At 47.8% G+C, this 12,577-nt stretch carries 11 protein-coding genes; 1 reads left to right on the top strand and 10 read right to left on the bottom strand.

Annotated features, from left to right (window positions below; genetic code table 11):
* Positions 1-11: 11 nt before the first annotated feature.
* Positions 12-1,583: a MobQ family relaxase gene (gene mobQ / locus CGS49_RS10585; RefSeq protein WP_430407827.1), complete on the bottom strand. Its 1,572-nt coding sequence runs from the start codon at positions 1,581-1,583 to the stop codon at positions 12-14.
* 99 nt (positions 1,584-1,682) lie between these two features.
* Here mobQ and CGS49_RS10580 point away from each other — a divergent pair, with 99 nt between their 5' ends.
* Positions 1,683-2,495, top strand: coding sequence for a PD-(D/E)XK nuclease family transposase (locus tag CGS49_RS10580; protein WP_097802255.1), 813 nt, complete (start codon positions 1,683-1,685; stop codon positions 2,493-2,495).
* Positions 2,496-2,710: 215 nt separating this feature from the next.
* Here CGS49_RS10580 and CGS49_RS10575 read toward each other — a convergent pair whose 3' ends face one another.
* From CGS49_RS10575 to CGS49_RS10535, 9 genes are all read right to left on the bottom strand, one after another.
* Entirely contained in the window at positions 2,711-3,028 is a 318-nt protein-coding gene (locus tag CGS49_RS10575; protein WP_097801781.1) for a DUF3847 domain-containing protein, read from the bottom strand.
* 4 nt (positions 3,029-3,032) lie between these two features.
* A complete protein-coding gene (locus CGS49_RS10570) occupies positions 3,033-4,871 on the bottom strand; it encodes a P-loop NTPase fold protein (RefSeq protein WP_097801780.1) in 1,839 nt (612 codons plus the stop codon).
* Between the two features lie 20 nt (positions 4,872-4,891).
* Positions 4,892-5,785, bottom strand: coding sequence for a hypothetical protein (locus CGS49_RS10565; protein ID WP_097801779.1), 894 nt, complete (start codon positions 5,783-5,785; stop codon positions 4,892-4,894).
* A 118-nt stretch (positions 5,786-5,903) separates the two neighbouring features.
* Positions 5,904-8,918, bottom strand: a complete 3,015-nt coding sequence (locus CGS49_RS10560; protein WP_097801778.1) for a GIY-YIG nuclease family protein — start codon at positions 8,916-8,918, stop codon at positions 5,904-5,906.
* Entirely contained in the window at positions 8,918-10,438 is a 1,521-nt protein-coding gene (locus tag CGS49_RS10555) for an Eco57I restriction-modification methylase domain-containing protein (protein ID WP_097801777.1), read from the bottom strand. Before CGS49_RS10555 ends, CGS49_RS10560 begins: the two co-directional genes overlap by 1 nt.
* Positions 10,431-11,126: a restriction endonuclease subunit M gene (locus CGS49_RS10550; protein WP_097801776.1), complete on the bottom strand. Its 696-nt coding sequence runs from the start codon at positions 11,124-11,126 to the stop codon at positions 10,431-10,433. Before CGS49_RS10550 ends, CGS49_RS10555 begins: the two co-directional genes overlap by 8 nt.
* A gap of 175 nt (positions 11,127-11,301) precedes the next feature.
* Positions 11,302-11,943 (bottom strand): recombinase family protein, encoded by a 642-nt coding sequence (locus tag CGS49_RS10545; protein WP_430407824.1) that lies wholly within the window; start codon positions 11,941-11,943, stop codon positions 11,302-11,304.
* A gap of 84 nt (positions 11,944-12,027) precedes the next feature.
* Complete coding sequence (locus CGS49_RS10540; RefSeq protein ID WP_055192363.1) at positions 12,028-12,234, bottom strand: hypothetical protein; 207 nt, start codon at positions 12,232-12,234, stop codon at positions 12,028-12,030.
* Positions 12,227-12,544 (bottom strand): hypothetical protein, encoded by a 318-nt coding sequence (locus CGS49_RS10535; RefSeq protein ID WP_055192360.1) that lies wholly within the window; start codon positions 12,542-12,544, stop codon positions 12,227-12,229. The genes CGS49_RS10540 and CGS49_RS10535 overlap by 8 nt, the downstream gene beginning before the upstream one ends.
* Positions 12,545-12,577: the final 33 nt, after the last annotated feature.

The following is a 12,577-nucleotide window of genomic DNA, read 5'->3' as shown; positions in this document are numbered from 1 at the left end:
CTACTTCCTCCTTAAAGCTCCTGTGTGTGATTTTTTTGCTCGGCCTTCTTCTGAGATTGCGCCGCCTTGGCTTCTTCCAGCGTTTTCAGCACCGATTTCTTCTCCGGGGCCTTACCGCCCGGTGCGGAAAGCTGCTGCTTATTCAGCACCATGTCAATATATTTGCGGATATTTTTCAGGGCAGAGACGTCCGGCTGCAAGGTTTCCAGTTGGGTGCGCAACTCTGCGCTGCCGGATTGCAGCGCAGAAAATTCGGCATCCAATGCCGAAAAATTCACCGCTGTGCTGCCGTTCAGCTTCATCAGGGTACGGACGGCTTTGTTGAATGCGTCCAGTTCGTCCTTGTGCTGGGCGGCGTAAGCGTCCTTGGTCAGCTTAAAGTTTTTCTTAATAAAGGTGTCATGGACGGGTTTCAGCTTGGCATGGACGGCAGCGGCGTCCTTGATCTGAGCAATTGCCCGCATACGGTTTTCGTTCTGCTTCAACTGCTTGCGGAGAGGGGCGGCGGTCTGGTTCAGGTTAGAAATTGCGGTATCCAGATCCTCGATGGTGTTCAGAGAATGGGCTTTCAGATAGTCCACCGCCTTTTTGACTTCCCCAAAATCCCGGACAGTGCATTTCAGTTTTGCCTTGCCAGACCAATCGCTGCGCTGCTCGTTGCGGAGATTGAAGTAGTCCACCAGCAGGTCGGACAGCGTGGGCTCCTTCGCCTTTTCCAGTGCGTCCAGAAGAATCTGCTTCTTTTCAGTCAGGTCTGCGATCCAGCGTTGCAGCCCACGAATTGCGCTGCGGATGGACTGCATCAGGCTGTTGGCAGCGCGAATATCCCGGTTCAGATTGCCGAGAAAAGTTTCCACTCCACGCTTTTCCATCTGGTGCGCAGCAGGGCCGAGATGCACGGTCGGTATCCGCTGGATGCCCTGCCGCTCAAAGGAGCGCAGGTCAACACGTTCCGGTCTTCCAGCAGCTTCCAGATAGCGGTTGGTAATGGTTTCCCAGCTATGCCGCCAGACCTCAGCGTACTTCTGGTCGTTCCAGTCCACGGTGTTTTCCTTGTGGCACTTCCAGTTCCCAGAAGGGAGCCGGATGCGCTCGCCGTTCTCGTCAAGGTCGTACACCTTTCGGGCTTTCGGGAGCCACCTGCCGTGTTCATCCATTGCCCGGAGCGTCAGCAGAATGTGGGCGTGTGGGTTTCCATCGCCCTTGTCGTGGATGGCAAAGTCAGCGATCATCCCTTTGGAAACAAACTGCTCCTGACAAAATTCTTTTATCATGGAAAGGTACTGCTCTTTCGGGACTTCCACCGGGAACGCCAGCACGATGCGCCGGGCAAGCTGGGAGTTCCACTGGTTCTCCACGGCTTCCACGGCGTTCCAGAGCGTTGCCCGGTCTGCATATCCGGGCGGCGCATGGGACGGCAGCATGACCTCGGCGTGGACAAGTTCTTTCTTCTTGTTGTAGAATTTGGTTTTCTGGTCATACTCGCTGAACAGCCGTTCGCCGCTCTGGTAAGCGGCCCCGGCAACGGCGGACTGCCCTTGGCTGCGCTTGACGATGGTGATTTTGAAATGCGGACACGGAATAGGCATCACCTCCTGATGACATTTGAATCGTTCTCTTGTAAAAATCACGGAATTATGGTACTATTATTTTGGATAAGTAAGCAGAAAGCTGGTGAGCCAATGTCGGAAAGAAAATCACAACAGGAACTGGATTTTGAACGGAAACATGAAGAAGATTTGCAGCGGTTGCGTGGATTGCGGTTGATTGATGATGATTTCATGGCTGCGGTGTTTGAAGAACGTGCCTGTGCTGAGTTTCTTTTGCAGATCATCTTGAAACGGAATGATTTGACCGTCAAAGAGGTTCACGGCCAGTACAGCATCAAAAATCTGCAAGGGCGTTCAGTCCGATTGGATATTTTGGCAGTGGATCGGGAAAACCGTGCATATAATATTGAGGTGCAGCGCAGTGACCGTGGTGCTAGTGAAAAGCGCGCACGGTACAATAGCAGTCTGCTGGATGCAAACTTGACTGATGCGGGCGATGATTACGATGCGCTGAACGAAACATACGTTATCTTTATCACTGAAAATGACGTATTAAAGGCCGGCCTTCCAATTTATCATGTTGACCGTACAGTTCGGGAAACGGGAACGTTTTTCAACGATCAGGCTCACATCGTTTATGTGAACTCACAAATCAAGGACGAAACCGCATTAGGAAAACTGATGCACGACTTTTTCTGTACCAACTCGAAGGATATGAATTATTCCATTTTGGCACAGAGGGTTCGTTATTTCAAAGAAGACACGAAGGGAGTGGCAGCTATGTGCAGAGCTATGGAAAAGATGCGGGATGAAACCGAGCATGAAACATCGGTCAAACACGCATTGGCAATGTTGGCAGATGGTGTGCCTTGTGAAAAGGTGGCAAAGTACACCGACCTTTCAATTGAGGAAGTCCGGGCATTAGCTGAAAAGAAATCTGCCTAACAAAAAGATAAGCCGATTGGAAATGTTTCTGTTTCCAATCGGCTTTTTCTATGCGTGTTTTATGGTAGCGGGCAAAAGGATAGCTGCAAAAGCAGCGCAAGGAAAATGCAGTTTTCCTTGGGATGGAATCGGGCTGGCGCACAAACGCCAGCTTCGATTTCATCGAGCCATCTGCAAGACCGCAATTTCACCGGAACGGTGTATAATTGCGCCCTTTATTCTAAAGGGTTTTGGACGTTGCTGCATTCGTGAACATCATGCACCATCTTTGCAAGTGCCAGCACGACTTCAGGTTGGCGGAACGAGATTTTCAGCAGTTCCATCACTTGATCATCGGTCAGTTCTCCCGGACAGACCAGAAAACTTTCCAGCATTCCGGCACGGGTACAAAGACGATGCACACGCTCTCTCCGGTTCAGCTCTGACATCTGACGTTCAAGGAACTTTTCCCGGTGCTGGAAAGAGCGCAGCTTCTGCTCTGCTTTGGATTTTTCGCTACGGAGGTAGGCAAGGTCGGTTTTCGGTTGGGTCACGGCATCAAACTCCTTTTTCAGTGATATTTATTTCGTAGGTTGTCATCATTACTTCGATCAATTCAGTAAGCTTTTTTTCCGAAACCTTATATGTATACTTACGTACTCCATCTCTTTCATTCAAATTACGATCCCGAATCCATGCGCTAAGTTTTTTTAAGTTGCACATAGTTTTGGAAATATCTGCCGTGCCAGGCTTCCGGAGCAGCTCTGTTAAATAGACCTTTAAACTATCAACAAGGTACAATCTTTTGTAATTGTCATTACCTTTGAACTTTTCCACAAACAAACTATATAATTCATCATCAAATACTGCCAAACGATGCACATAGTGATTTTCAAATTGGATTCGTGGACTTTCAAGATAAGCAATGTATTCTTTTCGAGAACGCGAATCGCTTACCTTATATTGTAACATCTCCAATTCATCATATACTCTTTTGGCCTCCGGAGAAAGTTCCTCCGGATTTTCTATAAATTTCCAACGTTCTGGCTCAACAATTTCACCAGATTCTATTTTTTCTCCACGCATGGAGAGTCCATCATATATTCTGTCGTAGTCAATGTGAGATGAAATAGTTACACCCATCTTTTTCAAATCCTTTATTCTTTGAATGAGGTTTATCAATTCATCTCCTGATAGATCTCCTTTATACGCCAATTCAAGTGTCAGTGGGAGAAATTTATTTATTTTGTCCTGCGTCATCGACCAAAAGTCTGACTGAACAAAATAGTATTCATCTTTAATCGGAATTTTTCTGTACGGTGCGCAAAGATTGATTTTTACAGTCTCCTCATCCCATTCGCCCGATACTATCCATTTTTCTAGTATTGCAAAACTTCTATATCTTGAAAGTCGTTTATATTTATCCGATGTGCGTTCAGGTTGAATATCAACACCCTTATACGCACGTTCATTCGATTTGAATTCAACCAGTCCATACCGGTCAAGTTCACACTTTGCCAATTTATATTCAAACATTACTGCTCCGAAATTATAAAAGACCTGATCAATATCCTTTAACGGAAGATCTAACTCTATCCATAATTTGTAAACTCGTTCGAAATCTGTAAGCCAAATTTTAAGTGTTCTTAGATTATCCGACTTACTCTCGCCAAATATTTCTTTAATAGTATCCTGATGCTTTTCAAGAAAGGCACAATATCCAACGACAGTCTCTTTATAATCTCGAACAATACATTGAATAATCTCCGAATAATTTGCTGCTATTTTTATGGTATGTGAAATTACTTTTTCTTTAAATTCTTTATAAGCTTCTTCGTCAATGTGATTTTCATCCGCGATTAAAATTGTTTTTATTTTTTTGTTTTCACAATAATTATTAATTGTGCCTAGCAATATTGTCTTATCCTGCTTTGAACGCTCAAAATCATCAAAAACTAGGACAAGTGTTTTTGAAACCATTGTCTTTCCGTTTTTAGAGAAGCACAGTAGTTCTGATTTTATATCAAAAAAGTCATATAGATTAATTGAAAGAGCCGCATTGATTCCCCTAAATCCCTGCCAAACATCGCTTAGCTCACTCGATAGTTTCTTTACGTTTTTTATCAAAGCCGACACCTTACTAGAAGAATCATTTTCTGATTTATTTATGGTTCTAACGTATAGGATAGCTTCTTTTACTTTTTTATCAAGTTCTTCAATGCTCTGCACTCCAAACAATGAAACAATCGCTACAGCATATTGGTCTTCTCCATTTAGACTATCCGCCAGTTGATGCATAATATATGATTTGCCGCATCCCCATTTTCCGGTTAAAAGAAGTGCTCCACATGTCTCTTTTAATTCAATATAGCTTTTTATTTCTGATGTTACATTCATAACACAACCTCACCTGCTAGTTATATAAGTATTCCTTCATCTGTAACTCTTGCATTTCCGTCTATAACCAACATAGGCCGAACAAACGGTGACTTGTGATTTTTCATAACGGATCTAGTGTTACTAACGAGTTTGTCATAATTGCTTTGAGATTCATAGAGTTCTCTCATAGGAAAGCGCAGTGGTATATATCGTGGAATCAACAGCTTTAAGAAATTTTCAATAGGAATTGCGTAGGCAATATCTCTAATATTGCCAATTTGAAGTTTTACAGGTGTTAGATCTTCAACGATTTCCTTTGAGGTATCAGAATTGATACCCATTGCAAATTTGTTTTCTCTTAATTCACAAAATGCCATTCGAAGCTCATTCTGATATGAATATTTTTCATGTTTTTCAAACAGCGGATTCGTTTCTCTGGTTTCTCTAAAATTGTAAAATTTGACGCGATCCATCATTGAAACTACAGAATCGTATTTCTTAAATAATGCCTTTCCAAAACGTTCGATAAATTCGTTATAGTCAGCTATGATGACAGCTGTATCTCCGAATTCGCACATCTTAGGATTTGGCTTTAGAAAAAAATTTGTAGACGGATCATATTCCATACAATACAAACTAAAAATCTTAAAATATTTTATATCAGTATCATCGATATACCAAATCTGCTTTATATATTTCTTTACGTTTTCATCGAAGCTATCATAAATTGGACACTCTTCCACTTCGCCAAAGATGCCAGACATTCCCTCACAGAGATCTCCACGAAAGCTATTATTCAATTGTTTGTCCTCTTTTTTTAAATTCCATGCGCCAAATTCATACAGTGGCCGCATAAACACTTCTCCATCTAAAAGTTTTTCGGCCCACTCTCGGTCTGTTACCTTTACCGGGATGAATTTCTTTTCTGCCATCTTAGCACCCTCTTTATGTATTTTCTTAATTATAGTCGAACATTATCGATTTATCAATAAAAAAGCCTCGGTCTATCATTTTTACAGACCGAGGCTTCACTTATGCACTTATCTGGTTTTAGATTAACATCAAATACCCCTGCACGATCGCCGCAGGCAGCAGGAATTTCTTTTCTACGCTGCCAAAGCGTACCGTGACCATATCGGGCTGGGTTGCTGCTACCGTGCCAACGCCAAACGCCTTATGCTTGACCTTGACACCAACCTTGATTTTGGAAACATCCACCTTGGCAGGCGGTTTTGGCTGAGCGGCTGGCTGGCTGTTCAGACCAAAGCTCGGCTTTACAGCTCCAATGCTGCCACTCGAACTCACCGGGCGGGGTGTAAAGTTGCCGGGGGTACCGGAAACCGGGCGAGGTGTATAGCTGTTGCTCGGTTTGTGGATTTTGCTGCCGGAAGCCTGCGTGTTTTGCGCCGTGTTGGTTTTGGGCGTAAAACCGCCATAGCTGATGATGGGCTTTGCGGGCTGTGGCGCAGGCTTCTTTGCAGGAGCCGGTTTCGGCTCGTCCTCGTCCGGGGTGAAATAGGGCTTTGCGGGCAGGTCATCCGGAGCGGGCGCAGGGGCTTCCATAGATGCCTGCTGCAAGGTAAACATCTTGTTGTAGTCGGCATCCGAGAGCACCGTATCCCAGCCGCCACGATCCTCGCCATCGTGACGATTAATGCCGGTGTAGCTCAAACTGGCATCTTCGTACCGCTTGAATTTGTACACAGCATCGTTCATCAGGGAATCGTTGAATACACCCAGCGATACCAGCAACTCAAAGTCCTTCACCGACAGACCGGTGACCTTCTTGAACAAGCCCGGCTCCAACTGGGTGATCACATCCTTCAGGCAGCGCTCCCGGTAGTCCGTCAGATACATGAACACCGGAATGCGGGTGGCGAACTTGATGAGCTTTTCCTGAATCTGCTTGCGCTTGGACTTGTACTCTTTTTCCTCGTCCGAAAGTTCCTTCTTCTGCTTCGGGGTAAGGTCTTTGGTGCCTTCCTTCTTCGCCTTCTTTACCTTTTCGGACTTTGCGATGATGGTTTCGATGTCTGAGTTCAGGCTGCGGAAGCCTTCGATCTTCATCAGAGCATCCATGGCATCCTTGTTGGCAATGAGGCGGGAGAGGGTCTCATTGTCCACGTTCACCAGAAGTACGCTTTCCCAGCGCTTTGCCAGCAGGGTGGCAGAGGTGCCAGCCATGGCAATGTCGAGAATATCCCCGGCGTTGATCTGCCGCATGGAGCTGCCATCATAGGCAATGACCGGCAGGAAGTTGATAAATTCCGCTACCTTCTTTTCCGGGTTGCCCTCGTGGATATTCAGACGGCAGCTATAATCGGAGATCTGCCGCAGAGCACGGTTGAGCGCAAAGTCGAACACATAGCACTCTTTCTTGATGATCTCCTTCTGCCCCTTGTCCGTGGTCACTTCCCAAGGGCTTTGCACACGGAATGCAGCCTGAAAATAGGTCTCCGGGCTGGAGAGGTTCCGCAGCATAAAGATGCCTGTCCACGGCTTCACCGTCACGCCGGTGGTCAGCTTGCCGCAGGAAAGGGTAATGGTCTTGGTCTCCAGCGGGTCGCCCATGGAACGCTGTACTGGTTCCAATGCGGCAGCACCAATGCCAGCCTCCGTACCGGCGCAGACATTGATCCGGTAGTCATGATAAAAGGTGTTTTTCCTGTCTGCCAGCAGGTTTGCCATAGCGTAGCAGGATGCCACATTGGGCAAGAACCACAGGGTATGTTGAAGCACATTCAGCAGACGGGAATCCGCAAAGGGCAGGGCGGGCTTCTTGGCTCCCAGCTTCAGCTCGTCCACAGTGGTTTCCAGATAGGAACCCCGAATCAGGTCCAGCCACTTCTGCACATAATCCTCGTAGACAAAACGGCAGTCCCGGCCTTTCCCCTTGGCGGAAAAGAACACGTTCAGGTCAAATTCATCGTATTCGCCCTGCTTGGCGATTTGCTGGATGCTTTCCGGAATCTTGTAGGTCATCATGACCATCCGGGGCAGAGCAGCGTAGGGGTTGTGCTCTCCCTGCCAGTTTTCTTTGGCACGTTGTTCATCGGAATAGGTCCAGTTGTAGATCTGCTCCTCGATGAACTCGCCGGAGTTGAGGGCACGGAAGGGTGTGCCGGATAGATACAGATAATGGTCGGTGGTGATGGGCAGCCATGTTTCATCGTAGGCGTCGGCACGGCTGTACTGCTCCATATTCTCGGAATCGTAGTCGTCCTCATCATCCTGCTCAAACAGCTTCTTGGCGTTCTCTTTCCATGCACCAAAGTGGTATTCATCGAAAATGACCAGATCCCAGTTGATGGTATGTACCCACTCATTGCGGCCCTTGATGGTGCCGGTGGTCTTATCCACGCCGAGATAGTCTTGGAACGAGCCAAAGCAGACGATGGGGCGGCTCTGGTCGGCGGTCTCGTAGGTCAATTCCGTGGTGCGGGAGATAAACTGCCAGCCCTCAAAATCCTTGTGGGTGTTCAGGTCCTCCTGCCATGCGCTGACCACGGCGGGCTTGAAGGTGAGCACCAGCACCCGCTTAAAATCCATCCGCTTTGCCAGTTGATAGGCGGCAAAGGTCTTACCGAACCGCATTTTGCAGTTCCACAAAAACTTCGGGTAGCCCTCGGCGGCTGCCGAGCGGAAATAGGCTTCGGTCTTATCCACTGCCTCTTTCTGCTCCGGGCGCATGGAAAAATCGTTGGTGCGGTTTTCCACGTTTTCGGTGCGGTTGCGTACCGCATAAACGGCAGCTTTTACATCGTTGACGGTACAGCGGAACCATTCATTCCGGTCCTCGCCCTCATTCAATTGCCGAAACCCTTTGCGGCGCAGCACAGCGTGGAGGTCTTTATCCGTAAAGCAACTGCCATCGCTACGCATGGCAGGCCACGTTTCCAGCACCCGGTAGGGCACGGCTACGGTGTGAGTTTGCTCCCGGATGCGGGTATCCACATCCCGCTCGGTGTAGCCGACCTTGATGTAGCCCCTGTGGGATGCCACCCCAATCAGCTCGTAAGCATAAATTTTAGGGCTTACCGGTGGACGCTGCGGGAAAAAGTCCATTACTCGTCACCACCTATCGCTGAGATCTTTGAATCAATTAAGGCCCATTCATCTTGTGTGATATTCCACATATTACAGAGTTGTTCATCCGTGTACTGTCCTATATATTTTCCAAGATCAGGAATAAAGCAATAATTCTTTTTTGAAATATTCTGTGAAACAACAGTTTGCAAAAGCAAGAAACGAACGGTTTTAGTGAATATGTAGCTTTTGTAAGCTTCAGTCTCAGCCATCGTATCAAAAGCACCTATTGCAAGCCAAGATTCAGTACAGCATTCTCCGGGAGCGGCAATAATTGTATTGCCATCATAATAAAAACCAACGGGCTTTGAAAAATCAGTTTGCCCGGCTATAGGTGCTTTAGGCACAAGGAGTTTCCACTTATCAAGAATGTTCGAAGGATCGGAAATATCTTGCTTTCTCACATACTTTCTTCCGATTCGCTGTGTGAAATAACAAGGGATTCCTTCATCTAAAGGCTGATATGTCGAGGGAATACCAAAGGGCATTCTTGAATAAACACGATTGCTCAAATTTTGAATTTGAGTTAACTTGCGTAACTTCCGAACGATGCTAACTGCTTTATTTTGTCTGATAAATATTTCGTATTCATCCAAAGGTCGTTCCATTATATCTTTTTTTCCGCCACTGATATTGGTAACTTCGCAAGTTCCCGGATTATCTCTGTTCCACAAGAAATAGCAGGCTCCGCCTGCAAGGTCAACACCCGGAAAAACTTCTCTGAAATTGTCATAGTCGACGATTTTTCGAATTCGTTTATCGTTCAGCATTTCCCTTCGGAAGTCATCTAATCCTTTTCCCCCTGAGAACCATCTTGCAGGAATAATCATTGTTAAAAATCGAGGATTAAGCTTTTTGGCATTTGAGACAAACAAGTGGTAAATCGGACGAGCGCTTTTTCCGTTTCCACCTCCATCATTCAACTGGTATGGCGGGTTTCCAATAATCACATCGAATTTCATCTTAAAAATATCCTCCGGTCGAATCGTATGAATAAACTCATAGGCGTGCGTTTCAAGATCATCGGAGCGTTTGTATTCGCTCTCAGATGCTCCACAAAAGGCGCACTTACCGTTTGACCATCGGTGGGATATTCGTTTGTATTCGATGTTTCCACTTGCATCATCAAAATGCGTAATGGAATATTTGCTGTTGGGATATTTCGAGCAATAGACGCTGCGGCGGGAAAGCAGGCTGGTCAGCTCCGTGATAGCAATGCCATAGAGCTGCTTGTGGAAGATATGATCCACCCGCTGCTGCAAATCTGGAATTTCATTTTCCAGCCCCACCAGCAGCCGCTTAGCAATTTCCCGCAGAAATACGCCGGATTTGCAGGCAGGGTCAAGGAATGTGGTGTCCGGGCTGCGGAACAGCTCCTGCGGCAGCAGGTCCAGCATCCGATTTGCCACCTCCGGCGGAGTGAATACCTCGTCGTTGGACAGGTTGGCAAGGCAGGACAGCACATCGGGGTTATAAAAATTCTGATAAACGTCAGCCATTTTCCTGCACCCTCCTGTAATCCACCGGTTGGTATTCACGAAGGGGACGCGGGATGGTTTCATGGGTGATTGGGTCGATCATCCAGTTTTCCGTGCCGTCCGGTTCATCGGCAAACAGGGAAAGCTGGTCGGAATAGGCATCGTTGTCAGTGTTTTCTTTCAGCAGGACATCCAGCCGGTAGTCCCGCCGCTTGATAAAGTTGCCGGTGGGAAAACTCCACTCCGCAAATACGATGGGACTGCCGTCGGACTGCTCCATGGTCAGCGCATCGCCGCACAGGATGTTCTTTTGCAGAATATACCGCACAGCTTCCCGGCACTGCGGGTTGGCTACCGATTTTACAACGGCGGTATATTCCTCATCCCAAAGCGCAAAAAGCCGCTCCCGACATTCCTGTGCGTTGTCTGCCAGAATATCCACGCCGTAAATGCTGGTCACCGCCAGCACAGAGTAACGTTCGTAATCGCTTGGGTTTTTGCCGTAGCGGCTTTTCACCACAGCCAGCTTGCGGCGCAGCACTTCCGCCAGAAAGTTACCGTTGCCGCAGGCGGGTTCCAGAAAACGGCTCTCGATGCGCTCCGTCTCGCTCTTTACAAGGTCGCACATCGCGCGCACTTCTCGTTCCGCGGTAAAGACCTCACCGTGATCTGCCACCCGCTGCCGGGATTTGACCTGTTTTTCTGCCATTCGTTCCACCTCTTTGAAGGGCTTGCCAAAAAGTGTACCTTTTGACAAGCGGCTCAAGAGATGAAACGAATAGCCAAAAATCTGTGGATTTAACCGGGAAATATGCTATACTTGGTACAAAAGCAAATCTGAGGGCATTTTGCAAGAAGGTACACTTTCTTGTAAAAAGAAGCAGTTACAAAAAAGTGGCTTTTTCGTAGATTTTAGCACGGTACCGAAAGGTAGACAGTGGCATTCCGCACGCTTTCGCGGCATCTGTACCCGTCATTTTGCCGGAGCGCCACTTCTGGTAGACACTGTGGAAGTTCTCCGGCAGGGGGCTGGGCGGACGTCCAAAGCGGACTCCCTTGCTTTTCGCCGCCGCAATGCCCTCCGCCTGCCGCTGCCGGATATTGGTACGCTCGTTTTCAGCCACAAAGGAAAGCACCTGCAGCACGATGTCACTCAGGAAAGTGCCCATCAGATCTTTGCCGCGACGGGTGTCCAGCAGCGGCATATCCAGCACCACGATGTCAGCGCCCTTTATCTGGGTAAGCAGCCGCCACTGCTCTAAAATTTCCGCATAGTTGCGTCCAAGACGGTCGATGCTCTTGATGTAGAGCAGATCGTCTTTTTTCAATTTCCGCACCAGCCGCTTGTACTGCGGGCGGTTGAAGTCCTTGCCGGACTGCTTGTCCATAAAAATGTTTTTCTCCGGGATCTTCAGTTCACGCAGTGCAATCAACTGCCGGTCCTCGTTCTGGTCACGGGTGCTGACCCGGATATAGCCATATAAATTTCCCAATAAATCGCCCCCTCTGCTAAAGGTAAATTTCATCGTTCTATGTAAAACGGGCAAAGCATCCCTCTTGACGCTTTGCCCGTTGTTCTTTATTCTACCATAGCAGATCGGTTATCGCTTTCAGGATGCCCCCACAGGCTGGACAGCCAGTGCTGCACCCCTGACCTGATACGTCACCCCGCCAGTTTCGCCCCTTGCTTTCCTCTGGCACACCTCCGGGTGCTGCGCTGCAAGGGCATCAAGCTGCTTCTGCAAGGCGGGATTCAGCGTAAATACGCTGCTTGTCCCGTCCTCGCTGGCGTAGATCATGGTTTCCAGCTTAAACATCGTCAATCAGTTCTTCCTCCTCAGATTCGTCAAAGATGGTCGGTCCCCAGTCCTCGTCCTCCTCGATGTCCCGTGACATTTTCTGCATCATGGTATAATGCTCCATCTCGGAACGGACGAAGTAGAACATCTGGTCGTACCAGTCTGCCAGCGTTTCGTCCTCCAGCTTCCGGCAGAAGTCAAGCACCAGCTTGTTCTGGTCGGGGTCAACCGTCAGCCCGGCAACTCCGCACAGCCGCTTGCGGGTCAACTCCAGATCGGCGCAGCCATAGGTGTAGAGCAGCTTCTTTTCATCAAACGTCAGTTTCATAGGCTTGTTCCTCCGTATTAAAAAAGGGCCTGC

The organism is Faecalibacterium langellae, from assembly GCF_002549775.1.
In the GTDB taxonomy this organism is placed as follows: Bacteria; Bacillota; Clostridia; order Oscillospirales; family Ruminococcaceae; genus Faecalibacterium; species Faecalibacterium langellae.
The sequence above is the reverse complement of the archived record's forward strand: the minus strand, read 5'-3'. Positions and strand labels throughout refer to the sequence as shown.